Below are 26,282 nucleotides of genomic sequence, written 5' to 3'. Positions count from 1 at the left end.
CCTCTTCGGAGGCGGGACCCATCGCGTTTTCCGGCCGTCAGATCAGCCCGTGTTCCCGCAGGTAGTCCAACTGCGCCCGGACCGAGAGCTCCGCGGCCGGCCACAGGGAGCGGTCCACGTCGGCGTACACGTGTGCGACGACGTCCGCGGCCTCCGTGTGGCCGTTCTCCACGGCCGTCTCGACCTGCGCCAGCCGGTGGGCGCGGTGCGCCAGATAGAACTCGACGGCCCCCTGGGCGTCCTCGAGGACCGGCCCGTGCCCCGGCAGGACCGTGTGGACGCCGTCGTCGACCGTCAGGGAGCGCAGCCGGCGCAGGGAGTCCAGATAGTCGCCGAGGCGGCCGTCGGGGTGCGCCACGACCGTCGTGCCGCGTCCGAGGATTGTGTCGCCCGTCAGGACCGCGCGGTCGGCGGGGAGGTGGAAGCAGAGCGAGTCCGCCGTGTGGCCGGGGGTGGCGACGACGCGCAGCTCCAGGCCTCCCGTGGTGATGACGTCGCCGGCCGCCAGGCCCTCGTCGCCGAGGCGCAGGGCGGGGTCCAGGGCGCGTACGTGGGTGCGCGTCAGCTCCGCGAAGCGGGAGGCGCCCTCCGCGTGGTCGGGGTGGCCGTGGGTGAGCAGGGTCAGGGCGACGCGCTTGCCCATCTTCTCGGCCGTCTCGACGACGCGGCTCAGGTGGGCGTCGTCCAGCGGCCCCGGGTCTATGACCACCGCCAGCGGGGAGTCCGGCTCGGAGACGATCCAGGTGTTCGTGCCGTCCAGGGTCATCGCGGAGGGGTTGGGCGCGAGGACGTTGACCGCGCGGGCGGTGGCGGGGCCGGTGAGGACTCCGCCGCGGGGCTGGCCGGGGAGGGCGGCGGCATCGGTCATGCGGGGGTGACTCCTGTCCTGTCTGGGCGGGGGTGGCAGGGTGAGGTCACCGCTCGCTGCCCGCGGCGATGTGCTTGGTGAACTCGTCGTGGCCCGGCCAGGAGAGGACCAATGCGCCGTTCTCCAGGTGGGCTTGCGCGAGGACCGGTGTCATGTCCTGGGAGGGGGCGGCGGCGAGGGCCGCCTGGGGCGTCGGGTGGGCGCTCAGGGCGCGCAGGGTCGCGATGGTGGGCGGCATCATCAGGAGCTCGCCCTCGTCGTAGCCGGCGGCCGCCTCCGCCGGGCGGATCCAGACCGTGCGGTCGGCCTCCGTGGAAGCGTTGCGGGTGCGCTGGCCCTCGGGGAGCGCGGCCACGAAGAAGAACGTGTCGTAACGCCTGGGCTCAAACTCGGGGGTGATCCAGCGGGCCCACGCGGCGAGGAGGTCGCTGCGCAGGTGGAGGCCGCGGCGGTCCAGGAACTCCGCGAAGGACAGGTCACGGGCCACCAGGGCCTCGCGGTCCGCCTCCCAGTCGTCGCCCGTGGTGTCGCCGACCACCGTCTCCGGAGTCGGCCCCGCGAGCAGGACGCCCGCTTCTTCGTACGTCTCGCGGACCGCGGCGCAGACGATCGCCTGGGCGGCGGCCTCGTCCTCGACGCCGAGCCGGGCCGCCCAGGACGCGCGCGGGGGCCCTGCCCAGCGCACCAGGTGGTCGTCGTCGCGCGGGTCGACACCGCCGCCCGGATACGCGTACGCGCCTCCGGCGAAGGCCATGGAGGCGCGTCTGCGCAGCATGTGTACTTCAGCGCCCTCCGTGCCGTCCCTGAGCAGCATGACGGTCGCGGCGCGGCGCGGGGTGGCCGGAGTCAGCTCGCCGCTCGCGAGGGCGCGGATGCGGTCGGGCCACTCCGGGGGGTACCACTGCCCATTTGCCATGGGCGGAGGCTATCCCCTAGTGGGCTGATGTTCGAGAGGCAACAATCGGGCCCTACGGAGTGCCGCTCGGTGTGAACGGCCACTCCGGAGGGACGGTTTCTCCGGAGGGACGGTTTCTCCGGAGGGACTGTTTCTCCGGAGCGACCGTTTTACGCCTCTGTGAGCTCCACCTGTTTACGCCTCTGTGAGCTCCACCTGGAACTCGACCTCCACCGGGGCGTCCAGCGGCAGCACGGCGACGCCCACGGCGCTGCGGGCGTGCACGCCCTTGTCGCCGAAGACCTCGCCGAGGAGTTCGCTGGCGCCGTTGATCACGCCGGGCTGCCCGGTGAAGTCCGGGGCCGACGCGACGAAGCCGACGACCTTCACGACACGCGCGACGCGGTCCAGGTCACCGGCGACCGACTTGACCGCGGCCAGCGCGTTCAGCGCGCAGGTGCGGGCCAGGTCCTTGGCCTCCTCCGGGGTGACCTCGCCGCCGACCTTGCCGGTCACGGCGAGCTTGCCGTCCACCATCGGGAGCTGGCCCGCGGTGTAGACGTACACGCCGGACTGGACGGCCGGCTGGTACGAGGCCAGCGGCGGCACGACCTCCGGCAGGGTCAGGCCGAGCTCGGCGAGGCGGGCCTCGACTGCGCCGCTCATGCCTGCTTCTCCCGCTTCAGGTAGGCGACGAGCTGCTCGGGGTTGTTCGGCCCGGGCACGACCTGGACCAGCTCCCAGCCGTCCTCGCCCCAGGTGTCCAGAATCTGCTTCGTGGCGTGGACGAGCAGAGGCACGGTTGCGTATTCCCACTTGGTCATGTGGCCGACTGTAGTCGGTGTCGGGGGCTGCTCAGGGTGGGCTCCTGCATGGTCCGGGCGGCGACTGGTTAGGCTCGGAAGGGTGAGCAGGCTCCAGGTCGTCAGTGGCAAGGGCGGTACCGGCAAGACCACGGTGGCCGCGGCCCTCGCGCTCGCCCTGGCGACGGAGGGCAAACGCACCCTCCTCGTCGAGGTCGAGGGCAGGCAGGGCATCGCGCAGCTCTTCGAAACCGAAGCGCTGCCCTATGAGGAGCGGAAGATCGCCGTCGCTCCCGGGGGCGGGGAGGTGTATGCCCTCGCCATCGATCCCGAGCTCGCGCTGCTCGACTACCTCCAGATGTTCTACAAACTGGGGGGCGCGGGCCGGGCCCTGAAGAAGCTCGGCGCCATCGACTTCGCCACCACCATCGCGCCGGGCCTCCGGGACGTGCTGCTGACCGGCAAGGCCTGCGAAGCCGTACGCCGGAAGGACAAGAGTGGGCGGTACGCGTACGACTGCGTGGTGATGGACGCCCCGCCGACCGGCCGCATCACCCGCTTCCTGAACGTGAACGACGAGGTCGCCGGGCTCGCGAAGATCGGCCCGATACACAATCAGGCGCAGGCCGTGATGCGGGTCCTGAAGTCCCCCGAGACGGCCGTGCACCTGGTGACCCTCCTGGAGGAGATGCCGGTCCAGGAGACCGCCGACGGGATCGCCGAGCTGCGGGCCGCGCAGCTGCCCGTGGGCCGGGTCATCGTCAACATGGTGCGTCCGGCCCTGCTGGGCGACGCCTCGCTGGAGCGCGGCCTCGACCGGACGCCCCGTACAGCCATCGCCAAGTCACTGTCGGCCGCCGGGCTCGGCGGTGCGCGCCGCGGCGGCGGCGCCGAGCGGCTGGTCGATCCGCTCCTGGAGCAGGCCGCGGAGTACGCCGAGCGGTACGCCCTAGAGCGCGACCAGCGCGCCCAGCTGACCGGATTCGGTCAGCCTCTGCACGAACTCCCGCTGCTCACCGGCGGGATGGACCTGGCGGGCCTCTACGAACTCGCCACGGAACTGCGGAAGCAAGGGATCGCATGACGAGCAGCCAGGAAGCGGCACGGACGCTGGCCCCCGGCCGCGTGCTGGACGTGGACTCCCTGATCGACGACCCGAAGACCCGCATCGTGGTGTGCTGCGGATCCGGCGGCGTCGGCAAGACGACCACGGCGGCCGCGATCGGGCTGCGCGCGGCGGAGCGGGGCCGCAAGGTCGTCGTGCTCACCATCGACCCGGCGCGCAGGCTCGCCCAGTCCATGGGCATCGACTCCCTGGACAACGTCCCGCGGCAGGTCAAGGCGATCGACGGCACCGGTGAGCTGCACGCCATGATGCTCGACATGAAGCGCACCTTCGACGAGATCGTCGAGGCGCACACGGACAAGGAGCGCGCAAGGGCGATCCTCGACAACCCCTTCTACCAGTCGCTTTCGGCGGGCTTCGCGGGCACGCAGGAGTACATGGCGATGGAGAAGCTGGGGCAGCTGCGGTCCCGGGACGAGTGGGACCTGATCGTCGTGGACACGCCGCCCTCGCGCTCGGCGCTGGACTTCCTCGACGCCCCGAAGCGCCTCGGATCCTTCCTGGACGGGAAGTTGATCCGGCTCCTCATGGCGCCGGCGAAGGTGGGCGGCCGGGCCGGGATGAAGTTCCTGAACGTCGGCATGTCGATGATGACGGGGGCCCTCGGCAAGCTGCTCGGCGGGCAGCTGCTGCGTGACGTACAGATGTTCGTCACGGCCATGGACAGCATGTTCGGCGGTTTCCGTACGCGGGCGGACGCGACATACCGGCTGCTGCAGGCGCCCGGCACGGCGTTCCTGGTGGTGGCCTCGCCGGAGCGGGACGCGCTGCGGGAGGCCGCGTACTTCGTGGAGCGCCTCGCCGCGGACGACATGCCGCTGGCCGGTCTCGTACTGAACCGGGTGCATGGCAGCGGCGCCGCTCAGCTGTCGGCCGAGCGGGCACTCGCCGCCGCGGAAAATCTTGAGGAGAGCGGCATTGTGGATCAGGGGGAGGGGAAGGTAGGAGTTCGTAACTCCCACGATAATCAGGCGACTTCAGAGGAACCCGCGACTCCAGAAGACCCCGGGCCCGCCGAGGCTCCCGCGCCGTCCGAGGACCCCGCACCGTCCGAGGACCCCGCGACCACCGCAGCGACCACCGCAGACTCCGCGACCAGCGAGCCCCCCGCGGTCACGGAGAACCCTGCCGTCACTGAGAACCCTGCCGTCACGGCCGCCACGAAGACCCCTGCGGCACCCGACCCGTCCGTCGAGCAGTTGACCGCGGCTCTGCTGCGGCTGCACGCGGAGCGCATGCAGCTGCTCACACGGGAGCAGCGCACGCGCGATCGCTTCACCGCGCGCCACCCCGAGGTGGCGGTCGCCGAAGTGGCCGCGCTGCCCGGGGATGTGCATGACCTTGCGGGGCTCCGGGCCGTAGGGGACCGGCTGGCGGGCTGACGGAACGTGGGGTTCACCGGCCCGGACACCCCGGATCAGGTTTCATCGCCCTGACGGCCTACCCCACCGCCGCGTAGCTCTCGTACGTCTCCTCGTCCTCCAAGTCCACGGGCAGCAGGCCCGCGCCGCGCTCGTACTCGGAGCGCGCTGTCTCCAGGAGCCTGCGCCATGAGGTGACGGTGGGACGCCTGCGCAGCAAAGCGCGACGCTCCCGCTCCGTCATGCCACCCCACACGCCGAACTCGACGCGATTGTCCAGCGCGTCGGCAAGGCACTCGGTCCGCACCGGACATCCGGTGCACACCGCCTTGGCCCTGTTCTGCGCTGCTCCTTGAACGAACAGTTCATCCGGATCGGTAGTGCGGCAGGCCGCCTGCGCACTCCAGTCGGTTACCCAGCCCATACCGGCGCCGTCCTCTCCCGAATCGAGGCTCCCCCACGGCGGCAGCGGCATATGCACCGCCGCCAGTTGAGGACGTTACGGAAGGTGGGCACAGCGCAACACCCCCTTCGGGCCCAATCTTGGATGGCCCGAACGGACTATGCGTAAGCGGCAGATCACCCGACGGAGTGAGCGGGCGACATCCGTGAGGAACCCGGCATTCCGGGACAGTTCAGTTGAGTCACAACGGACGACGGGCGCCACATGAGGCGAATTCGGACAGGAATTCGTCGGATCCGGAAGCGATGCAGGGCTTGTTGCCGAACCGCACCGCTGTGACAGTTGGGAGCAGCTTAGGCCAAGGCATTAAGGCCTGTCCGGCGAATCAGAACGTAGGCTGCCCTCATGGGAAAGAAGCGCTCGGGCGGTGGTCTGTCACCAACTCAGCAGGCCGCGAAGTTCCTAGGAGTCAGCGTCCTGGCGGGTGCGGTGCTGGCCGGGATCGCCCTGCCCGCGGCCGGGGCACTGGGCCTGGCGGCCAAGGGCTCGGTCGAGTCGTTCGACGAGATCCCCGCCAACCTCAAACAGCCGCCGCTCAGTCAGCGCACCACGATCCTGGACAACAAGGGCGGGCAGATCGCGACGGTCTACTCACGTGACCGCACGGTCGTGCCGCTCAAGGACATCTCGCCGTACATGCAGAAGGCGATCGTCGCGATCGAGGACGCCCGCTTCTACGAGCACGGCGCGGTCGACCTCAAGGGCATCCTGCGCGCCCTCAACCAGAACGCGCAGAGCGGCGGCGTCTCGCAGGGCGCGTCCACGCTCACGCAGCAGTACGTGAAGAACGTCTTCGTGGAGGAGGCCGGCGACGACCCGACGAAGGTCGCCGAGGCCACGCAGCAGACGCTGGGCCGCAAGATCCGCGAGCTGAAGTACGCGATCCAGGTCGAGGACAAGCTCGGCAAGAAGCGCATCCTCAAGAACTACCTGAACATCACGTACTTCGGTCAGCAGGCGTACGGCATCGAGGCCGCGGCCCAGCGGTACTTCTCCAAGCACGCCAAGGACCTGAAGGTGCAGGAGGCCGCGCTCCTCGCCGGCATCGTGCAGTCCCCCAGCAGGTACGACCCGGTCAACGACGCGGCCGAGGCCACCAAGCGGCGCAACGTGGTGCTGCAGCGGATGGCCGACACGCACGACATCTCGCAGGCGGAGGCCGACGAGGCGAAGAAGACCGACCTCGGCCTGAAGGTGAGCCGCCCCAAGAACGGCTGCATCACCTCGGTCAGCGGCGCCGGCTTCTTCTGCGACTACGTGCGCGAGGTGTTCCTCAACGACCCGGTCTTCGGCAAGACGAAGGAAGAGCGGGCCAAGGTCTGGAACCGGGGCGGCCTGAAGGTCCGCACCACGCTGGATCCGCAGGCCCAGGACTCGGTGCAGGCCTCGATAAAGGATCACGTGAACAAGACCGACGACGTGGCGACCGCCGCCACCATCGTCGAGCCGGGCACGGGCAAGATCCTGGGCATGGGCCAGTCCCGTCCGTACGGCTTCAAGAAGGACGAGACCACGATCAACCTCTCCGTGGACGACTCCATGGGCGGCGGCGCGGGCTATCAGCCCGGTTCGACGTTCAAGCCGATCGTCGCGGCGGCGGCCCTGGAGGGCGGCAAGTCGGCGGGGCAGAGTTACTCGTCCCCGTACGAGATGCCGTATCCGGAGCGGGTGGCGACCTGTGACGGCAAGGAGTGGCGGAACTCGGGCGGCGCGAAGCTGACCAACGAGAACGAGTCCGAGGTCGGCCCTTACGGCATGGAGGAAGCGACCGCGAAGTCGGTCAACACCTACTACGTGCAGCTCATCGGCGACATCGGCATCTGCCCGGTGACGAAGCTGGCCGACAAGATGGGCGTGAAGCGGGCCGACGGCAAGGAGATCGTGCAGGCGCCGTCGATCGCCCTCGGCACCCAGGAGATGTCACCGCTGACGATGGCGGGCGCGTACGCGACCTTCGCCTCGCGCGGCACGTACTGCACGCCGATCGCCATCGAGTCGATCACGACGCTCGGCGGCAAGTCGCTGCCGGTGCCGAAGTCGACGTGCTCGCGCGCCATGTCGGAGAAGACGGCCGACACCATCAACACGCTGCTCCAGGGCGTGGTCGAGGACGGCACGGGCAAGAAGGCGGGTCTCGGCTCCCGCCCGAGCGCGGGCAAGACGGGTACGACCGACTATCGCTACGCCGCCTGGTTCGTGGGCTACACCCCGAACATGTCGGGCGCGGTCTGGGTCGGCGACCCGATGCACAAGCGGCAGATGGTCGACATCACCATCGGCGGCGTCCCGTACGACAAGGTGTTCGGTGGCGAGGTGCCGGGCCCGATCTGGCGCGACGCGATGAGCGGCGCCCTCGCGGGCAAGCCGGCGCCGGGCTTCAACACCGTCCACATCCCCGGCGGCAAGAGCAAGGACCGGGACCACGGCGGCGGCCACGACGACGGGAAGCCGGGGGGTGACGGCGGCAGCGGAAACGGTGGCGGCGGTACTGGTCCCGGCGGTCCCGGCGGGGGCAATGGCGGCGGCGGCAGTGACGGTGGCGGGATCGGCGGTGGGGGCGGCGGCGAGCCCTGGCCCGGCTTCTCGATCCCGCCGGACGTGCTCGGCGGGAACGGGAACGGTGGCGGTGGCGGTCACGGTGGCGGCGGGAACGGCATCGGGGGCGGGATCGGCGGGGGCTGGCCGCGGTAGTCCCGGCTCGCTGCATCGGCTGATACGTGGATGAGGGCGCCCCCTGAGGCAGGGGGCGCCCTCATCGCCGTACGGACCCTTCCCTCTGTGAAGGCGAGGGATCGGCTCTCAGCCCGCGAGGAGCTTCTTGACCGTGGCGGCGACGCGGCCGCCCTCGGCCAGACCCGCGACCTTCGGATTCACGATCTTCATGACCTGACCCATGGCGCGCGGCCCCTCCGCACCGGCGGCCTTGGCCTCCGCCACGGCCTGGGCGACGATCTCCTGGAGCTCGTCGTCGGAGAGCTGCTTCGGGAGGTACTCGGCGAGGATCTCGCCCTCCGCCTTCTCCTTCGCGGCCTGCTCGGCGCGGCCGCCCTCGGCGAAGGCCTCGGCGGCCTCGCGGCGCTTCTTCGCCTCGCGGGCGATCACCTTCTGCACCTCGTCGTCGGAGAGCTCGCGTGCCTCCTTGCCCGCGACCTCCTCCTTCGTGATCGCGGTGAGGGTCAGCCGGAGCGTCGAGGAGCGCAGCTCGTCGCGCCCCCGGATCGCGGCGGTGAGGTCTTCGTGCAGCTTCGCCTTGAGGGTGGTCATGGGTTGATTGTGGCAGGTGCGGAGAGTTGCCTGCCCCCCGATTTCCGCTCGGTCGGCCTGCCGGGGGCGGGCATCGGCCCTGAACGGGGCGGGGGTTGACCCTGAACGCCCTCCGGATCGAGGGCCGGCGGGGGTCTGACACGATGGGGGGATGCGCGCGCGATACGCAGTACCTCTGGGCATCACGGCGACGGCCGCGGCCGGTCTCGCCTACTCGTTCGGCATCGAGCCCCGTTCTTTCCGGTTGAGGCGGGTCACGGTGCCCGTACTGCCGTCGGGGATGCGTCCCCTGCGGGTCCTCCAGGTCTCCGACATCCACATGGTGTCGGGACAGCGCAAGAAGCAGCGGTGGCTGCGCTCGCTGGCGGGGCTGCGGCCCGACTTCGTGATCAACACGGGCGACAACCTGTCCGACCCGGAGGGCGTCCCGGAGACGCTGGACGCGCTGGGCCCGCTGATGGAGTTCCCCGGGGCGTACGTCTTCGGCTCGAACGACTACTACGGCCCGAGGCTGCGCAACCCCGCCCGCTACCTGCTCGAAAAGGCACAGGGCAAGCACGGCCTGAACGGCAACGCCCCCGCGGTCGGCGTCATCCACAACCCGTGGGAGGGCCTGCGCGACGGCTTCGACGAGGCGGGCTGGGTGAACCTCACGAACACCCGCGGCTCGCTGAAGATCGAGGGCTACGAGATCGGCCTCACCGGCCTGGACGACCCGCACATCAAGCGCGACCGGTACGCGCACGTGGCGGGCGGCCCGGACTCCGGCGCGGACTTCTCGATGGGCATCGTGCACGCCCCGTACCTGCGCTCCCTGGACGCGTTCACGGCGGACGGCTACCCCTTGATCCTCGCCGGCCACACCCACGGCGGCCAGCTCTGCATCCCCTTCTACGGCGCCCTGGTCACCAACTGCGACCTGGACACGGACCGCGTGAAGGGCCTCTCCCGCCACGAGGCGGAGGGCAGGAAGTCTTACCTGCACGTCTCCGCGGGCTGCGGCGCGAGCCGCTACACCCCGATGCGCTTCGCTTGCCCTCCGGAGGCGACGCTGCTGACGCTGGCACCGCGAGACTGAGGCGGCCCCTCTTCCCCCTCTCCCCCGCCCCGCGAGCCCTGGCCGGCCCCGCCCAGCCCCACCCCGAGGAAACCGGATTTCGTCTCCGGCCGCCGGTCCGCTAAAGTAATCGATGTCGCCACGACCTGCACCGCAGGCAGTGGGCCAACGACATCGGGGTGTAGCGCAGCTTGGCAGCGCGCTTCGTTCGGGACGAAGAGGTCGTGGGTTCAAATCCCGCCACCCCGACAGTGAAGTACCAGGTCAAGGGCCTGATCCGAATTCGGATCAGGCCCTTCCTGCGTATCCAGTGATCGTTTGTGAGCAATCCGGGAGAAGATCTTGGTCGAGGTCTCCCGGAGGACTGTGCCGCTACGACCTCGACCCGCTCGGCCGGGTCACCGGTGTGAGCGCACGCAAGTGGTCCGAGACCTACGCCTACGACGCTGTCGGCAACCAAACCTCGGCTGCCTGGCCGGATACCCGCCCGGACGACGACGCCCGCGGCGAGCGGAACTACAACGGCACCCGCCTCATCACTGCGGGGAGTATCCGCTACGAATACGATGCCGCCGGCCGCCTTACGCTGCGGCAGAAGACTCGCCTCTCCCGCAAGCCCGACGCCTGGCACTACGTCTGGAACTCCGACAACCAACTTACGGAGGTCACCACACCTGACGGAACTCGCTGGCGCTATACCTACGACCCTCTCGGGCGGCGAACGGCGAAGCTGCGTCTCGCTGAGAATGGCGATTCGACCGTCGAGCAGACCACGTTCACCTGGGCCGGCTCGGTCCTCATCGAGGAAATCACCACTGCTCCGGAACAATGGCAGGGCTCCGTCGCCCTCACTTGGGACCACGATGGCCTGCACCCGGTCGGGCAGACAGAACGCCGTCTGGATGCGATCACGCAGGAAGAGATCGACGCCCGATTCTTCGCGATAGCCACAGACCTCGTCGGCACCCCGACTGAGCTCATCGGCACCGACGGCAACATAGCGTGGCACACGCGTACCAGCCTGTGGGGCACTACTACATGGTCTCGACTGAGTTCCGCATACACCCCCTTGCGTTTCCCGGGGCAATACTTCGACCGGGAAACTGGCCATCACTACAACGTTCACCGCTACTACGACCCTGCCACCGCCCGCTATCTCACACCCGACCCGCTCGGCCTTACCCCAGCCCCCAACGCGGTTACGTACGTGCGCAACCCCATTGCATGGGCGGACCCCATGGGCCTGACGCCTTGCATCGCCCTGGGGCTGAGCAACCGCAAGGCCGTGCGGAATATGAATGAGCGCGCGAATGAATACGGAGCATCAAGAATGCGGATCGCCAGCTGGGAACGCAACTTTGAGGTTTGGCACTACACGTTCAGCTATGCGCAGCTTCTGCTGCGAAGCGGGCAGCGAGATGACACGGACAGCCGAATCGACGTGCTTTTTTCGAGAGTTCGCCACATGGAGCTCCCGCATGCATTGAATGCGCTCACCATTGACGAACTCCCGGTCTCAGAGAATGACCTACCTGCAGGCGCTTCCATCGAGTACGGCGTTCCATGCAAGCTCTTCCTGATCAACGGCGGAATCGGGAAAATCTACGCCGGAAGCTGCAAATGGCATGAAGATTACGAATGGCTCGATGCGCCATCGCATTTTGGCCCTCTTCGAGGGGTCAAGTGACGAACCGCAGACGCCGGTCAGTGCTGTGCCGGTCGGGGGCGGCGTAGTCGTCGAAGACGATCGCGTCTCCGGGGCCAGGTGCAGCATGCAGATTTCCAGGCAGGTCGTGATCGAGTCGTAGCGGTCACCGGTGTTGCGGCGAACTCCCCTTCGGCCCGGTGGCAGTTGTGGTGCGGCCCACTGGCGGCAGACCCTGGAATGACGGTCCCCTCCAGGACTTTTGATTCATTGATGGAGGTTCGAGTCGCACACGGTCTCGTGCGGTGTCAACGGCCATCGGGAGGCCCAGGTGGGTGGCTGGGGGGTGCCCAGTCCCAATCAAGTGAGTTCGGGTGCTGCTTCGTCCACGCATGCGCAGATCGATGGTCGACAACGCGCGGCTACGATCGCCGGTCATGGACTGGCTGGAGCGGGTCGCGGAGTTGAGGCAGTGGAGTAGGAGTGGGGTTCGTGCTCCGCACAAGCCGTTGTTGTTGCTGTATGCCCTTGGTCGGTTTCAGCAGGATGCCGGCGGCGAGCTGCGGTACAGCGCTGTGGAGGAGGATCTGCAGCGGCTGTTGGCCGAGTACGGTCCGCCGAACCGGACTACTCCGGCCTACCCCTTCCATCACCTGGTGAGCGACGGTGTGTGGGAGGTGCGGACCGATCGGGGGCCGGGCAGCCCCGGCAGCGGTGTGCGGGAGTTGCGGGCCGCGGGGGCCGCCGGGCGGCTGGTGCCGGAGCTGCGGGCGGCGCTGCGGCGTGAACCGGCGCTGCTCGGCCGGATGGCACGTGTCCTGCTCGACCTGCACTTCCCCCCTTCACTCCATGGCGACCTGTGCGAGTCCGCCGGCCTGGAGCTGGAGCCGGTGGAGACCGGGGAGGTCTCGGCTGTCGTGCGCAGGCAGCGGGATCCGCGGATGCGGGAGCGGGTCCTGACGGCGTACGAGTACCGGTGCGCCTTCTGCGGCTACGACGGCAGGATCGGCGCGGTTCCGGTCGGGCTGGAGGCGGCGCACGTGCGTTGGTGGGCGTTCGACGGCCCGGACGACGTCGACAACGGTCTGTGCCTGTGCTCGCTGCACCACAAACTCTTCGACAAGGGCGTCCTCGGTGTCGGCGACGGCCACCGCATCCTGGTCTCCCAGCGCTTCGTCGGCCACAGCCCCGCCGCCCGCGAGCAGGTCATCGCCCTCGCCGACCGACCGCTCCTCGGACCTCAACCGGGCGCCCGCCCCGTCGCCACGACCCACCGCTCCTGGCACACCAGCCAGGTCTTCCACGGCAGCCCGCGCCCTGCCCCGGCCGCCTGACCAGTGAATAGAGCCCTAATACGTGGAGGGGCCCTGGTGCCGTACGGCACCAGGGCCCCGAAGGAATTGCTACACCATCTGCCGACCTTGATACCGCGTCGGCCTTTTGCGTCCGCAGGCCCGACCTGAATGCTGTCGGGGGTGCGGGGATCGCGGTTGCTTGACCGGAGACCACCTCACTATCGATGTCCTGCGGTACCCAGGCTCAGACTTCTGCCTGGGCGATCCTGATGGCGTCTTGTTCCTCCGTATTTCCTCGGTGATCAATTACTGCTTGTACTGCTGGTACTTCTTCTTGCGGGTACTGCTACTGCGGTACTGCTGTTCTGCTCATGGCGGCCCCTGATCACTGCGGGCCACCCGGTCCGGTGGTCAGTCCCGTCGCCGTCCTGCATACAACCCTGGCTTCGAAACTCCACCACCGCACCGTCCTGCGTACTGCTACTGCGGGTACTGCTCCCTGGCAGTTCGTCTCTGCCAGGCCCTGCGGTCTCTCTGGGGTACGAGAGAAACCATAACCACACCAGCACCCAATGTCTACTCCGGCTGGCATAGATTTTTGAGTGTGGGGTGGGGAGGTTCCGGGGGAGGTGGTGCGGGGGGGGTGCGGGGGCCGTCGCAGCCAGCACGTGTAAGCCCGTCACGCCGTGGGCGGCATGACGGGCTTCGCTCTGCGGAGTCTGATGAGCAGCAGCGCGTCGGACCGGCGCCGGTCCCTCCCCTCGTGGGGACCGGCACCGATCGACGCGTACAACGCCGACCCGTGATGGAACTTCGTATCGGCGCGGATCAGGGAAAGTCCGGAAACGCCTTCGATGTGAACGCGGTCCGTATATGACCGACTGCACTGATCTCTCGAGCCACGCGACGAGCCCGTCGTCACTGTGACGCAAGCCAGGCTCAGAACCATCGGTGGCGTGAGCCGCCTCCGTGAGCACTGCGCCGGTGACCTGCCAGGACGCTGCGTGGTTGGTTCGCTACTGCGACGAAATCCTGCCAGTTACCGGTCTCCGGGAGGAGGGCGCACCCTCGTCCGGACACCTTCCGCGCAGGTCAGCCGTATAAAGTGAGTTTTCCGGTCCGGATGTCCAGGCGCGGCGGAAGTAAGGGGTGGAGGCCTTGAGTTCCGACTCAGGGGCACGCACAAGCTTCGCGGAACGTCTCGCGCTGCTGTACAAGGAAGCCGGTAACCCGCCCCTCAAGCGTGTGGCCGAAGCCGTCGTCAGGCTCCAGCGCGTCGACGAGCGGGGGCGGCCCGTACGGGTGTCCGCCCAGCGGATCAGCGACTGGCGGCGCGCGAAGAACGTGCCGGCCCAGTTCGCCGCACTCGCGGCCGTACTGCACGTCCTGATCCCCGAGGCGCGGCGTGAACGGCCCGCACCCGTTTCCGCCGGTCTGTACGACATGGCTCAGTGGCACCGCCTGTGGGAGCGCGCGGTGGCCGACCCTGTCGGCGACCGGGCCCCCGGGGCCGAGGAGGGCGCGGATCCGCCGGGTGCCGCCGAGGATCCCGCCGCCCCCAGCGTCTGCCCGTACCGAGGCCTCGCTTCGTACCGTCAGCAGGACGCCCAGTGGTTCTTCGGTCGCGAGCGGAGCACGGAGGCCCTCGTCTCCCAGCTCCGCGCGGCGGAGGCGACGGGCGGTCTGGTCATGCTCGTGGGCGCGTCCGGCGCGGGGAAGTCCTCCCTCTTGAACGCCGGCCTGGTGCCCACCCTGCGCAACGGCGCCCTGGACGAGGAGGGCGGCCGGGCCACCGGTCCCGTCCTGCAGCTCGTACCGGGCAGCGAGCCGCTCGCCGAGCTGCTCCGCCAGATACCCGAGCTCGCGCGTGCCGTCCCGCACGTCGTCCCGGAGGAGGGCACGGCCGACGAGCCCGTTACACCCGAATTCGCCCGGTCTGTACGTGAGTCCGTCGCCGCCTGGGTGGAGCGCACGGCCGGGGAACGCACGGGCGCAGAACGCACGGCCCCCGACAGGGAGGCGGCTCCAGACGCCCCAGCCCCCGCCCCCGCACCAAGCACCCGTACCCGCACTCCCCCCACCCGCCCCGTCATCATCGTCGACCAGTTCGAGGAGACCTTCACTCTCTGCCCGGACGAGGCCGAGCGGCGCGCCTTCATCCAGCTGCTCCATGCCGCCTGCAGCCCGGCCAAGGACGGCACAGGCGCCCCCGCCCCCGGCCCCGAACCCGGCTCCAACCCTGCCCCCGCCCCCACCCCCGCCCTCGTAGTCCTCGGCATACGCGCCGACTTCTACGAGGAGTGCCTCGGCTACCCCGAGCTGGCCGACGCCCTCCAGCACCGGCACATGGTGCTCGGGCCGCTGACCACCGGTGAGCTGCGCAAGGCGGTGACCGGGCCGGCCAAGGCCGTCGGGCTCGAACTCGAACCGGGGCTCGCGGAGCTGATCGTCCGGGAGGTGAGCACGGACGGGCCGCGCGGGGCGCACGACGCGGGAGTGCTGCCGCTGCTCTCCCACGCGCTGCTCGCCACCTGGCAGCGGCGGAAGACGGGGCGGCTCACCCTGGCCGGCTACCGCGCGGCGGGCGGCATCCAGGGCGCGGTGGCGGCGACCGCCGAGCGGGCCTGGTCCGGCCTCGACCCGGCCGCCCGTACGGCCGCGCGGCTGCTGCTGCTCCGCCTGGTCCGGCTCGGCGAGGACACCCAGGCGACCCGGAGAAGGGGGACGCGCCGGCAGTTGGCGGAGGAGTCGACGGACCCGCACAAGACGGAGGAGTCGCTCGAAGCGCTGGTCCAGGCCCGTCTGGTGACCCTCGACGCGGAGACCGTGGAGATCACGCACGAGGCGCTGCTGCACGCCTGGCCTCGGCTGCGCGACTGGATCGACGAGGACCGCAGCGACCATCTGCTGCGCCAGCGTCTGGAGGAGGACGGGAAGGCCTGGGAGGACTCCGGGCGCGACTCGTCGCTGCTCTACCGGGGCTCCCGGCTCGAACAGGCGAGCGCCTGGGCGAAGAGCGCGGGCGACACGTATCTGACCCGGGGCGCGGTGGAGTTCCTGGCCGCTTCGGGCCGGCTGCGCAGGCGCTTCGTCTGGCTGAGCCGGGGCGCGGTGGCGGTCCTCGTCGTACTGGCGATGGTGGCCGTCGTATCCGCGGTGGTCGCGCGGCAGCAGCGGGACGACGCGGTGTTCCAGCAGGTCGTCGCCGAGGCCGACCGGGCCCAGCACACGGATCCGTCGCTGTCCGCGCAGCTCGACCTGGTGGCGCACCGCCTGCGGCCCGGCGACGAGGGCGTACGGAACCGGCTGATCTCGATCGTGAACGCGCCGCTGGCCACACCGCTCCTGGGTCACAAGGGTGCCGTGTACCTCACCTCGTTCAGCCCGAACGGGCGCGTTCTGGCCACCGCCAGCTACGACCGGACCGTCCGCCTGTGGGACGTGTCGGACCCGGCGCACGCCGAGCCGCTGGGCAAGCCCCTGACCGGTCACAAGAGCTGGGTGAGCACCGCGGTCTTCAGTCCGGACGGCAAGACCCTCGCCAGCGCTTCGGACGACGGCACGATCAGGCTGTGGGACGTGCGGGACCCGAGCCGTCCGCGGCCGCTGGGCGCGCCGGTGACCGGGCACGGCGGCACGATCTATCTGCTCGCCTTCAGCCCGGACGGGCGCACGCTGGCCTCCGCCAACGAGGACCATGCCGTACGCCTGTGGGATGTGGCGGCGCCGGCCAGGCCGAAGGCGCTCGCCAAGCTGACCGGCCACACCGCGGCCGTGCGGTCCGTGGCGTTCAGCCCCGACGGGCGGACGCTGGCGGCCGGTGGCGACAACGGCCCGATCAGGCTGTGGGACACGGCCGACCGGCGCCGCCCCGAGCCGATCGGCAAGGTCCTGCGCGGGCACACGAGCACGACGCACTCCGTCGCCTTCAGCCCCGACGGCGCCACGCTCGCCAGCGGCGGCTCGGACAACACGATCCGCCTCTGGGACGTCCGGAATCCCCGCCGCGGCAAGCCGCTCGGCACGCCGCTGACCGGCCACACCGGCCCGCTGTGGTCCGTGGCGTTCAACCCGGCGGGCACGATGCTCGCGGCGGCCAGCGCGGACAGCACGGCGAGCCTGTGGAATGTCCGCGATCCGGCGCATCCGTCGCAGGTCGGTGAGCCCCTCGCGGGCAGCAGCGGAGAGATGTACGCCCTCGGGTTCAGCCCCGACGGACGGACCCTCGCCACCGGCACGGGCGACAACAAGGTGCGCCTCTGGTCGATCTCGACGGCGGACATGCTGGGACGCATCGGGGCGTTCCGGCCCGACGGGCAGGTGCTCGCGACGGCGGCGGGGGACGAGAAGGTCCGGCTGTGGAACGTGCGGCGTCCCGAGCGGCCGGTGGCGCTCGGCAAGCCGTTCCGGCCCGGGGAGGGGCTCGTCCGTTCGCCGGTGTTCTCGCCCGACGGGCGCACGCTCGCGGTGCTCACGGGCAATCGCGCGGTGCAGCTGTGGAACGTCTCCGACCCCGGGAAGGCCGTCGCCTACGGCCCGCCCGTCAAGCTGCGCACCCGGTTCGCCGCCGCGCTCGCCTTCAGCCCGGACGGGCGCGTCCTCGCGACCGCGGACACGGACCGCACCATCCAGCTGTGGGACGTCAGCTCGCCGGACCGGCTGCGCAGGCTCGGCCCGCCGCTCACCGGCCATCAGGGGTACGTCAACTCCCTCGACTTCAGCAACGACGGCCGCACGCTGGTCAGCGGCAGCGCGGACGCCACCGTCCGGCTCTGGAACGTGACCGACCCGCGCCACGTGAAGCGGCTCGGAGCGCCCCTCAAGGGACACCTGGGGCCGGTCAACGAGATCGCGTACAGCCCTGACGGCCGCACGCTGGCCGCCGGCAGCGACGACGGGACGGTCCGGCTCTGGAACGTCGCGGACCGCCGCGCGAAGCCCCGCCTCGACGCGACCCTGACAGGACACACCGACGCGATCGTGTCGCTGACGTTCAGCGAGGACGGCCACACCCTGGCGACCGGCAGCAACGACAACACGGTCCGGCTCTGGGACGTCGGCGATCCGGCGGACGTCTCCCCCATCGGCCAGTCGATGAGCCCCAACGCCAAGACCGGCACTTTCCTGGCGTTCAGCCCGCAGAGCCACATGCTCGGGGTGTCGAGCGGTACGGACACGGTCCGGCTGTGGGACCTGGACACCGACGAAGCCGTCAGCCGTATTTGCTCGACCACGCGGGGTGTTCTGACGCGGGATAAATGGGATGAGTATCTTCCCCGCCTCTCGTACGACCCGCCGTGCGACGAGTAACGGACCGCCACTGCCACGTGATCCCGATCACAACTCCATGGTCAAAAGGCAGAGTTGACTCCCGTCGCGCATTAAGCCTTGTTACTGTTGTAAGCAGAGCCCGATCGCTGGTGCATCCCCCGTCGCCAGCGGTCGGGCCCTTCCATTGTCCGGCGCTATTCAGCGCCTGGGGCGATGCGCCGTCGCCCGTTCAGGTTTTTAGCCGCGAGATCGTTTCGTACCGAAACTTCCTGGTGTTCTCGTCAACTCCTCTTTCGGAGTCATAGGGTGTGGGCCCAGGAAAGGTGGTGAGTGCCGTGCGCAGGCGGATCATCGTCGTCACAGCTGTCCACGCGCCCTCGGCGCCCTTCCTCGCGGACGCGTACGAGTCGCTCCGCCGGCAGGAGCTTCCGCCGGGCTGGGAGTGGCGCTGGCTCATCCAGGAGGACGGCACGAGCGATCGGGTCGCGCCGCACGTCCCGGACGACGAGCGGGTGTCGTTCCGCCAGGGGCGGCCCGGCGGTCCGGGGGTCGCGCGCACCATGGCGCTCGCGCGCGCCGAGGGCGAGTACGTGAAGATCCTGGACGCCGACGACCAGCTCACTCCCGGTGCGCTGGCCCGCGATCTCGCGGCGCTCGAAGGCGACCGGACCATCGGGTGGGCCACCTCACGGGCGCTCGACCTGCTGCCCGACGGCTCCACGGCCGGTTTCCCCGGCGATCCGGAGCACGGGCCCGTCGAGCGCGGGACGGTCCTCGACCACTGGGCGCGCCACGACTACCGCGCGCCGGTCCACCCGGCCACGCTCTTCGTCCGCCGTGACCTGCTCATCGCCCTGGGCGGCTGGATGGCGCTGCCGGCGTCCGAGGACACGGGGCTCCTGCTGGCGCTCGACTCGGTGGCGCGCGGCTGGTTCTCGTCGGAGGTGGGTCTTCTCTACCGCAAGTGGGAGGGCCAGGCGACCGGCCAGAGCGCGCACGTCGACACGGGTGAGCGGGCCGCGCGGATGGCGGTGGTGGAGGCCAGGGCCAGGGCGCTCGCGGACCTCGGGTGGCACTTCCGGCCCGGCACCGACTGAGAGTTCCGACCACCCTCCCTGCTCACTCCAGTGTCTCCGCGTCGACCCGTGAGAAGACCAGCTCGGTCTCGCCGACCACCGGCTGCCGCCACCGCACCGGCGGCGCGGGGCGCCGGATCGCGCCGGGGTAGCTCTCGGCCGCGTACTCGTTGACCAGCCGATAGGGGTGGAACCCCGCCTTCCGCAGGGTGTCCAGCAATTCGTCGACGCTGTCCCCCAGTTGCGTCATGCGATCGGGGGTCACCTCCACGGCGATCTCCACGTCGGGCCGGAGGCGGTCGAGGGCCGGGGCGAGGCCCCTGATGACGCCGCCTTCCGCCCCCTCCACATCGATCTTGATGACGCGTGCGCGGGCGAGCTCGTCGGGCTCCAGGAGCTCGGGCAGCGGCACGGCGTCCGCGTCGAAGGTGGACTCGGCGGGCCCGTCGTACGGGACGATGCTGTTCGCGCCCATGTTGTTCGAGCTGGCGAGGATGAACGTGAGCCGCTTGTGCTCGTCCGACACGGCCGCGTTGACCGCGCGGATGTTGGAGCATCCGTTCAGTCCGGCGTTCCGCAGGACGCGCCGATGGAAGTCGGGCGAGGCCTCGATCGCCACGACCCGCCCCTCGGGTCCGACGAGCCCCGAGCCGAGGACGGCGAAGTACCCCACATTCGCCCCGACGTCGACGAACACGTCCCCGGCGCCGAGCCGCCCGCGCAGCCACCGCGTCATGTGCGGCTCCCAGGCCCCGAAGAGGTACACGTAGCGCTGGATGAGGTCCTGGGTGTCGACGGCGAACCGATGGCCGTACCGGTCGGCGACGACGCGGCGGCGCGGGCTCTCCCGGAGGCGCGGATTCAGGAAGCGGGCGGCCAGCGCCGCCTTGCCGAGGGTGCCGGGGGCATCACGCACGTACCGGCGGCCGAGCGTGACCAGCGTCTCCGAAAGGGGGGTGCTGATCCCGGGAGTGCTGATCCCGGGGGTGCTGATCCGGGGAATGCTCATCCGATCGCCTCTCCGTCGGGGGGTCGGATGAACCGTATCGGCCGGTCGTCGGCCCCTACCGGCCGGTCCGGTCGAACGGCAGGTCCAGCATGCGGATCGCGTTCCCGCGCAGCAGCTTGTACTGGATCTCCGCCGGCAGGTGCCCGACGTGGTCGGCCGCGACCTCCTTGGTGTGCGGCCAGGTCGAGTCGACGTGCGGGTAGTCGGTCTCGAAGGTGGCGTTGTCGACGCCGACGGTCTCGATCGCCTCGATGCCGTGCTTGTCGCGGAAGAAGCAGCAGAAGATCTGCCGGTAGTAGTACGTGGAGGGCGGCTCCGGGATCAGGTCCTTCACGCCGCCCCATGCCCGGTGCTCCTCCCACACGTCGTCGGCGCGCTCCAGGGCGTACGGGATCCAGCCCATCTGCCCTTCGCTGTAAGCGAGTTTCAGCCGCGGGAACTTCACCAGGACCCCGCTGAAGAGGAAGTCCATCATCGACGCCATCGCGTTGTTGAAGGAGAGCGACGCCTGCACCGCGGGCGGCGCGTCCGGCGACGCGGCCGGCATCTGTGACGACGAGCCGATGTGCATGTTGACGACGGTCCCCGTCTCCTCGCACGCCGCGAAGAACGGGTCCCAGTACCCGGAGTGGATCGACGGCAGCCCCAGATACGTCGGGATCTCGCTGAAGGTGACGGCCCGCACCCCGCGGGCTGCGTTGCGCCGGATCTCGGCGACGGCGAGCTCCACGTCCCAGAGCGGGATCAGGCAGAGCGGGATCAGCCGGCCGCCGCTGTCGCCGCACCACTCCTCCACCATCCAGTCGTTGTACGCCCGGACGCAGGCGAGGCCGACCTCCTTGTCCTTGGCCTCGGAGAAGGTCTGCCCGCAGAAGCGGGGGAAGGTCGGGAAGCAGAGGGACGCCTCGACGTGGTTGACGTCCATGTCGGCGAGGCGGGCCTTCGGGTCCCAGCAGCCGCGGCGCATCTGCTCGCGGGTGATGCCGTCGAGCGTCATCTCGTCGCGCGAGAAGCCGACGGCGGCGATGATGCGCTTGTACGGGAAGATGTTGCCCTCGTACTCCCACCAGTCGGTGATCTGGCCCGCCGGGTCCGTCGTGAACCTGTACTTGCCGCCGATGTACTCCAGTTCGCCGATGCCCGCGGTGAAGGGCTTAGGGCCCCGGTCGCGGTACTTGGCCGGGAGCCACTTCTCGAAGAGGTGCGCGGGCTCGATCACGTGGTCGTCCACGCTGATGACCCGGGGGAGTTCATTGGTTCCGACCTCGCTGCTGACCACTGTTGTGCCCCCTACCGCTGCCGCCGCCTGCCGGTTTCACCGACCTAAACCTGACGCTCCATCAGATTCCATCGGATCGAGGTTATGGCCTCCTCCGGGCGACGGCAAGCGCCCGCCCGCAACTCGACCCCTTGCGCGTCACGGCCCGATCCGCTGAACTGACGCCCCGTCAGGTTGGTTGGGGAGGACGCGCGATGCAGACGATCTGGCTCGGTGGAGCCGAATGGGTGGCCGTTCTCCGGATCGGCATAGGCCTGTGGTGGCTGGAGAGCTGGCGCCACAAGGACAAGAAGCAGTGGTTCGGCGGCGGCGGCATCGACTGGGCCGCGGGCATCGCCGAGAAACACCGCTGGCCTGCCGTGCGCCGGGGATTCGACGTCGTGGTGAAGCCACGGCCGCGCGTGATGGCGTACGTCGTCGCCTACGCCGAACTGGCCCTCGGGCTCGGCCTGATCTTCGGTTTCCTCACCCCGGTCGCCCTCGTCGGCGGCCTCGTCCTCAACCTGATCTACCTCGTCCTGATGATCCACGACTGGGCCGAGCAGGGCCAGAACCTCATGATGGCGCTGGCCTCTCTAGTCGCCTTCTTCACGTGGAGTTGGCAGACATGGTCGCTGGACGCGGCCCTGGGAATCCTTGTCTGACTTCTCTGACCCCCTGGCCTGTTGAAGCCGCAGCTGCCACCCTGCCGGACATTCGGCACCGTCACCGACACCGGCACACCGGCACCCGGCACGTCCCGCGGACGAGGAGACGACCATGAGCGACCGCGCCCACGACGAGAAAGCGACCCCTGAGGCACGCCCCGAGCCGGACCCTGACGCGGCTCTCCGGGCAGGTCACGCCGCCCGCGCCAAGAGCGCCGCCTTCCGCGCCGCGGCGGTCCGCCACCACATCGAGCGGCACGGCGCCGAGCAGAACACCTCCTGGAAGGCCGCCCACGCGGCCCGCGTCTGCGCCCAGGCCCTCGCCGTGCTCTCCGAGTCCGCCCCCGACCCGGCGGCGGACTCCCGCTGCGCGCGCAACGCCGCGGCCGCCGCCGCGCAGGCCGCCCAGCTGGGACAGCTGCACGACGGCGAGAGCGGGCCCGTCGACGCCGCGTACCGCGCCGCGCTCGAGGCGTCGCAGGCGGCAGCGGCCGCGGCGGGCCGGGACGCCCTCGGCGCGGACGCGGCGCTGAACGCCGCGGCGGACCGGGCGGAGGCGGCCGCCGTCACCGCCGCCGAGCACGCGGGCTGGATACGGCCTGGCCAACGCCTCCCGGAGATGTCGACGGGCCTGCGCAGCCCCGAGCTCATGTCGATGCTGCACTTCTGAAGCGGCGCTGCTCTGTGCACAGCTCCCCGTGCACAGCTCCCCGCGCCGCTCTGTCCGCATCGCTCGGACGGTGGAATTGCCCGGATTACCGGCGGTGTCGGCGCACCCTTCCCGCGCTCTTCGCCGTTTGAAAGACCATGAACAACTCGAAGCGCATGCTCACCGCTCTGACCCTGGCCGCCGCCGCCGTCGCCGCGACCGCCCCCGCTCACGCCGCCGCGGCCTCGCCCGAAGAGGGACAGGGCAATGTGGGCCGGGCCGTCGGCGAGACCCTGATGGACCCCATCGAGAAGGGCCAGCAGGTGATGGACGCGGGCAAGATCGCCCTGTCCGTGGTCGACACCGGGCTGAAGTCCGTGCGGACGAGCACGCAGGCCGCCACCACCGGACGCTGACCGCACCCGGGAACCCGCACCCGCGCACACCGACCCGCCCTCCTTCGGCGGCCCGCTCAGGACACCGGCGGGCGTCCGGAGGAGGATGGGGACGTGCTTACCGTGCTGGTGCTGGTCGGGCGGGAGAACGAGAAGGATCTGATCGCCCGGATCGAGAGCATCCCCGACGTGTGCGTCCTGTCCCACACCGATGACAGCACGCTGGCCCTCGCCCGGGCCCGGGTGCTGCTCCCGGACGTGCTGGTCATCGACCTCAGCGCCTGCCTCCCCGGGGACGCGGCCGCGGTCGTCCACCGGGCGCGCGGTCTGGGCCTGCCCAGCGAGCTGGTCGTGCACGGGGGCGACGCGGTCGTCGGCGCCGTCTCCTCCGACGGAGAACCCCTCCCCGCGCGCGAGAGCGGCCCCGGCGGCCTGGTCCGTACCCTCACCAGGCTGGCCCGCAGGCAGCACGCCTCCTAGACGCCGCTCCCCGCCCGGCCTCGGCGGCTCTGCAGCGTACGGGCGAGACGCGGACCCAGGCGCTGCTTGAGCCAGCGCAGGGCCTGGAGGCGGCCGACGGCCTGGTCCAGGTGGAAGTAGAGCTGCGGCGGCACATGGGGCAGGAGCGGCGAGTGCCGCTGGCCGAGCAGCGCGAACATCTGGTGCGGCTCCAGACCCATGTAGCGCGGCAGGTTCTCGTACCACTGGGCGCTGTGCCGCGCGGCGCTCTGCACCGAGAGCAGGGCCTGCTTGCGCTCCCTTTCGTACGCGGCGAGGGCGGCGGGGAGCTCCGCCGGCGCGGTGGCGGTCCGCAGGGCACGGGCGAGGCCCATCGCGTCGCGGAGCGCGAGGGTCGTGCCTGCCCCGATGGAGTAGTGCGTCGTGTGGGCGGCGTCGCCGATCAGCACGAGGCCGTCGTGCGACCAGGACGCGTTGGTGACGGTGGGGAAGGCCTGCCACTGGGCGGGGCTCTCGATGTCCCTGCGGCCGAGCAGTTCATGGCCATCGAGCAGGTCGGCGAAGAGCTTCTCCAGCAGGCGCAGCGCCTCGCCGTGGCCGAGCCGGTCGAAGCCGAGCGCCGCCCAGGTCGTGGCGGAGCACTCGACGACACAGGTGCTGTGCCCGGCGCTGAACCCGTAGGCGTAACACCAGATCCAGCCGTGGTCGGTCTCGACGAAAGCGAAGGTGAACGCGGTGAAGACGCGGGTCGTGCCGAGCCAGATGAAGCGGTTGGCGCCCGTGGTCACCCGCGTGCCGAACCGGTCCGCGTGTTCGGCGCGGAGCCTGCTGCGCGCCCCGTCGCCGGCGACGACGAGGTCCGCGTCGGGGAGGTCCGCGCGGCCGCCGATCTCACGGCCGAACTCCAGGCGTACGCCCAGGGACCGGGCCCGGTCGGCGAGTACGGTCCGCAGCCGGTGGCGGGCGATGGCGCGCCCGGGGTCGCCGTCGTGGGCCGTGGTCCGGTCGCCCACATGGGCGAACCCGCCCTGCCAGCGCACGGACTGCTCCTCGATGAGCCGGGCGGACTCGGGGTCGTGGGCGTACAGGTCCGCCAGGAGGTCCGGCCAGTACGTGACGCCCCAGCCGAAACAGGCGTCGGCCGCGTGCCGCTCGTGGACCGTGATCTCGTGGGACGGGTCCTGGAGCTTGGCGAGGACGGCCAGGTACAGGGAGGCAGGTCCGCCACCGACGCAATCGATCTTCACGCGCGCTCCTGATGTCGTCGGCCTGGAGTCGTCCGGAGAGGGGCCGAGGGGCACCAACGTAAGCGGCGGTCATGCGTCCAGGGCGGGTCCCAGCGCCGGACGGACGGGTGAATTGTCCGATTCGGGTGGACGGCTTTCGGCGCCGGACCGGTCGGCTTCCGGTGCCTGGTGACAGCTGTGACTTGGCCCCGGTGGGCTGACGTCTCTCTGCCGATCCTGTATACGTCGATCCTGGATCGTCGACGAAACCGGAGGTGTGATGGGCATGCAGTCCCACCGTTTGTCCATCGCGGGCCTCGCCCACTCCGACCTCTGCGCCGTGCTGCGGCTCAGCGGCGAACTCGACCAGGCGTCCGAGAAGTTCTTCATGGACACCCTGGCCGGTGCGGTCGACGCGGGCCGGCGCCACATCGTCCTCGACGTGACGGCGCTGACGTTCTGCGACTCCCGCGGCCTGAACTGCCTGCTCGCCCTGCACTGGCTCCTGCGGCGGCGGTCCGGTGACCTGATGCTGGCGGGCGTGGGCCGCCGTCTCGCCACACTGCTCGAACACAGCGGGAGCACGGCCCTGTTCTCGTCCCACACCTCGGTCAGCCAGGCCCTGCGCTCCCTCCCGGAGCACGCCCGCCCCCACTGGCCGCCGCCCGCGGAGCTCGGCGCGGACGAAGAGGTCTTCCCTCCGACGGCCTAGCCAGGGCGGCATACGCCGGGCGGCTCACCCGAGATGCGAGGCGGGCGCGGCACCGGTGAGCTGTCGGACATGGAACAGGACATAGCCAGTGCGGCAAAAGGGGTCACCACGCGGCGTCGCGCTCTGGGGGCCGCCGCGGCGCTGCTGGCCGGCGGCGCGCTGCCGCTGACAGCGTCCCGCGCCGCCGCCCGGGCAGACCACTCCCCGTCAGACCCCTCCCCGCCAGGCCACTCCCCGTCGGACCACTCCTCTTCGGACCACGTCTGTACCGGTGCCTACGACGCCGAGTTCGAAGCCGCCCTGGCCGAGGCGGACGACCGGCTCGGCCTGGATGAGACGCGCAGGGTCCCGGAAGCCCCGCCGGAGCAGTACGCGATGCCGCTGCGCGTCGGATTCCGGGTCTCCGCGGCCTACGGCATACGCGGCAACTGGCTCGCCGGCCACCACACGGGCATCGACCTCGCCGTGCCGGAGGGGACGCCGGTGTACGCCGTGGGTGCGGGCACGGTCCTCGTCGCCCGGTGGTCCGGCGCGTACGGCAACGCCGTGACGGTGCGGATGCCGGACGGCCACTACGCCCTCGTCGCCCATCTGTCGAGCATCGCGGTCCGCGAGGACCAGGCCGTCGAGGCCGGTTCCCTCCTCGGCAGGAGCGGGGCCACCGGGCGTGCCACGGGCCCGCACCTCCACCTGGAGATACGGGCCCGGCGTGAATACGGTTCGGACATCGACCCGGTGAGCTACCTGGCCGAGCGCGGAGTGCGGCTCATCTGACCGTCGGG

23 protein-coding genes and 1 tRNA gene are annotated in these 26,282 nt (G+C 70.4%); 15 read left to right on the top strand and 9 right to left on the bottom strand.

The window, feature by feature from the left end; translation table 11 throughout:
* Positions 1 to 37: 37 nt before the first annotated feature.
* The 4 genes from ACZ7LU_RS24920 to ACZ7LU_RS24905 form a co-directional block, all read right to left on the bottom strand.
* Entirely contained in the window at positions 38 to 868 is an 831-nt protein-coding gene (locus ACZ7LU_RS24920; RefSeq protein ID WP_398302314.1) for an MBL fold metallo-hydrolase, read from the bottom strand.
* Positions 869 to 914: 46 nt separating this feature from the next.
* The gene (locus tag ACZ7LU_RS24915) at positions 915 to 1,784 is read right to left on the bottom strand and encodes an NUDIX hydrolase (RefSeq protein WP_468090806.1); all 870 of its coding nucleotides are present in this window, start codon (positions 1,782 to 1,784) and stop codon (positions 915 to 917) included.
* A 174-nt stretch (positions 1,785 to 1,958) separates the two neighbouring features.
* Entirely contained in the window at positions 1,959 to 2,429 is a 471-nt protein-coding gene (locus tag ACZ7LU_RS24910; protein WP_362987746.1) for a RidA family protein, read from the bottom strand.
* Positions 2,426 to 2,587 (bottom strand): DUF4177 domain-containing protein, encoded by a 162-nt coding sequence (locus ACZ7LU_RS24905; RefSeq protein ID WP_003975360.1) that lies wholly within the window; start codon positions 2,585 to 2,587, stop codon positions 2,426 to 2,428. The genes ACZ7LU_RS24910 and ACZ7LU_RS24905 overlap by 4 nt, the downstream gene beginning before the upstream one ends.
* A gap of 82 nt (positions 2,588 to 2,669) precedes the next feature.
* Here ACZ7LU_RS24905 and bagA point away from each other — a divergent pair, with 82 nt between their 5' ends.
* Positions 2,670 to 3,650, top strand: a complete 981-nt coding sequence (bagA, locus tag ACZ7LU_RS24900; RefSeq protein ID WP_398302312.1) for an ATPase BagA — start codon at positions 2,670 to 2,672, stop codon at positions 3,648 to 3,650.
* The gene (bagB, locus tag ACZ7LU_RS24895) at positions 3,647 to 5,074 is read left to right on the top strand and encodes an ATPase BagB (protein ID WP_468090802.1); all 1,428 of its coding nucleotides are present in this window, start codon (positions 3,647 to 3,649) and stop codon (positions 5,072 to 5,074) included. Before bagA ends, bagB begins: the two co-directional genes overlap by 4 nt.
* A 58-nt stretch (positions 5,075 to 5,132) precedes the next feature.
* Here the strand turns inward: bagB and ACZ7LU_RS24890 are convergent, their stop codons facing one another.
* Positions 5,133 to 5,477 carry a WhiB family transcriptional regulator gene (locus tag ACZ7LU_RS24890; RefSeq protein WP_030782081.1) on the bottom strand — a complete coding sequence of 115 codons (345 nt, stop codon included), beginning with the start codon at positions 5,475 to 5,477 and terminating at the stop codon, positions 5,133 to 5,135.
* 384 nt (positions 5,478 to 5,861) lie between these two features.
* Between ACZ7LU_RS24890 and ACZ7LU_RS24885 the strand changes: the two genes are divergently transcribed.
* Positions 5,862 to 8,207: a transglycosylase domain-containing protein gene (locus ACZ7LU_RS24885; protein ID WP_471918055.1), complete on the top strand. Its 2,346-nt coding sequence runs from the start codon at positions 5,862 to 5,864 to the stop codon at positions 8,205 to 8,207.
* A gap of 108 nt (positions 8,208 to 8,315) precedes the next feature.
* Here the strand turns inward: ACZ7LU_RS24885 and ACZ7LU_RS24880 are convergent, their stop codons facing one another.
* Positions 8,316 to 8,780, bottom strand: coding sequence for a GatB/YqeY domain-containing protein (locus ACZ7LU_RS24880; RefSeq protein WP_398302306.1), 465 nt, complete (start codon positions 8,778 to 8,780; stop codon positions 8,316 to 8,318).
* A 151-nt stretch (positions 8,781 to 8,931) separates the two neighbouring features.
* Between ACZ7LU_RS24880 and ACZ7LU_RS24875 the strand changes: the two genes are divergently transcribed.
* From ACZ7LU_RS24875 to ACZ7LU_RS24850, 6 genes are all read left to right on the top strand, one after another.
* Positions 8,932 to 9,858: a metallophosphoesterase gene (locus tag ACZ7LU_RS24875; protein WP_398302304.1), complete on the top strand. Its 927-nt coding sequence runs from the start codon at positions 8,932 to 8,934 to the stop codon at positions 9,856 to 9,858.
* Between the two features lie 154 nt (positions 9,859 to 10,012).
* Positions 10,013 to 10,086: transfer RNA gene (locus tag ACZ7LU_RS24870), tRNA-Pro, on the top strand.
* 61 nt (positions 10,087 to 10,147) lie between these two features.
* Positions 10,148 to 11,524, top strand: coding sequence for an RHS repeat domain-containing protein (locus tag ACZ7LU_RS24865; RefSeq protein ID WP_471918054.1), 1,377 nt, complete (start codon positions 10,148 to 10,150; stop codon positions 11,522 to 11,524).
* A gap of 395 nt (positions 11,525 to 11,919) precedes the next feature.
* Complete coding sequence (locus tag ACZ7LU_RS24860) at positions 11,920 to 12,816, top strand: phosphorothioated DNA-binding restriction endonuclease (protein WP_471918053.1); 897 nt, start codon at positions 11,920 to 11,922, stop codon at positions 12,814 to 12,816.
* 1,110 nt (positions 12,817 to 13,926) lie between these two features.
* Positions 13,927 to 18,087 carry an NACHT and WD repeat domain-containing protein gene (locus tag ACZ7LU_RS24855; protein ID WP_471918052.1) on the top strand — a complete coding sequence of 1,387 codons (4,161 nt, stop codon included), beginning with the start codon at positions 13,927 to 13,929 and terminating at the stop codon, positions 18,085 to 18,087.
* A 296-nt stretch (positions 18,088 to 18,383) separates the two neighbouring features.
* On the top strand, positions 18,384 to 19,145 hold the full coding sequence (locus tag ACZ7LU_RS24850) for a glycosyltransferase family 2 protein (RefSeq protein WP_471918051.1): 762 nt from the start codon (positions 18,384 to 18,386) through the stop codon (positions 19,143 to 19,145).
* A gap of 22 nt (positions 19,146 to 19,167) precedes the next feature.
* On the opposite strand, the gene ACZ7LU_RS24845 is transcribed toward ACZ7LU_RS24850, so the two are convergent.
* A complete protein-coding gene (locus ACZ7LU_RS24845; protein ID WP_471918050.1) occupies positions 19,168 to 20,133 on the bottom strand; it encodes an FkbM family methyltransferase in 966 nt (321 codons plus the stop codon).
* A 55-nt stretch (positions 20,134 to 20,188) separates the two neighbouring features.
* Positions 20,189 to 21,412 (bottom strand): amidohydrolase family protein, encoded by a 1,224-nt coding sequence (locus ACZ7LU_RS24840; protein WP_468090787.1) that lies wholly within the window; start codon positions 21,410 to 21,412, stop codon positions 20,189 to 20,191.
* Positions 21,413 to 21,606: 194 nt separating this feature from the next.
* Between ACZ7LU_RS24840 and ACZ7LU_RS24835 the strand changes: the two genes are divergently transcribed.
* The 4 genes from ACZ7LU_RS24835 to ACZ7LU_RS24820 all read left to right on the top strand — a co-directional run bounded on the left by ACZ7LU_RS24835 (position 21,607) and on the right by ACZ7LU_RS24820 (position 23,583).
* A complete protein-coding gene (locus tag ACZ7LU_RS24835) occupies positions 21,607 to 22,056 on the top strand; it encodes a DoxX family membrane protein (RefSeq protein WP_398302285.1) in 450 nt (149 codons plus the stop codon).
* Positions 22,057 to 22,171: 115 nt separating this feature from the next.
* Positions 22,172 to 22,729 carry a hypothetical protein gene (locus ACZ7LU_RS24830; RefSeq protein WP_471918049.1) on the top strand — a complete coding sequence of 186 codons (558 nt, stop codon included), beginning with the start codon at positions 22,172 to 22,174 and terminating at the stop codon, positions 22,727 to 22,729.
* A 137-nt stretch (positions 22,730 to 22,866) separates the two neighbouring features.
* A complete protein-coding gene (locus ACZ7LU_RS24825; protein WP_471918048.1) occupies positions 22,867 to 23,124 on the top strand; it encodes a hypothetical protein in 258 nt (85 codons plus the stop codon).
* Between the two features lie 93 nt (positions 23,125 to 23,217).
* Positions 23,218 to 23,583, top strand: a complete 366-nt coding sequence (locus tag ACZ7LU_RS24820; RefSeq protein ID WP_468563454.1) for a response regulator — start codon at positions 23,218 to 23,220, stop codon at positions 23,581 to 23,583.
* Here the strand turns inward: ACZ7LU_RS24820 and ACZ7LU_RS24815 are convergent.
* Entirely contained in the window at positions 23,580 to 24,809 is a 1,230-nt protein-coding gene (locus tag ACZ7LU_RS24815; protein ID WP_471918047.1) for an FAD-dependent monooxygenase, read from the bottom strand. The genes ACZ7LU_RS24820 and ACZ7LU_RS24815 overlap by 4 nt on opposite strands.
* Before the next feature lie 265 nt (positions 24,810 to 25,074).
* Between ACZ7LU_RS24815 and ACZ7LU_RS24810 the strand changes: the two genes are divergently transcribed.
* Both ACZ7LU_RS24810 and ACZ7LU_RS24805 read left to right on the top strand, forming a co-directional pair.
* A complete protein-coding gene (locus tag ACZ7LU_RS24810) occupies positions 25,075 to 25,500 on the top strand; it encodes an STAS domain-containing protein (RefSeq protein WP_471918046.1) in 426 nt (141 codons plus the stop codon).
* A 69-nt stretch (positions 25,501 to 25,569) separates the two neighbouring features.
* Complete coding sequence (locus ACZ7LU_RS24805) at positions 25,570 to 26,274, top strand: M23 family metallopeptidase (protein ID WP_471918045.1); 705 nt, start codon at positions 25,570 to 25,572, stop codon at positions 26,272 to 26,274.
* Positions 26,275 to 26,282: the final 8 nt, after the last annotated feature.

The sequence above is a fragment of the Streptomyces sp. NPDC039462 genome, assembly GCF_055639375.1.
This window is presented reverse-complemented; position numbering and strand designations above follow the sequence as displayed.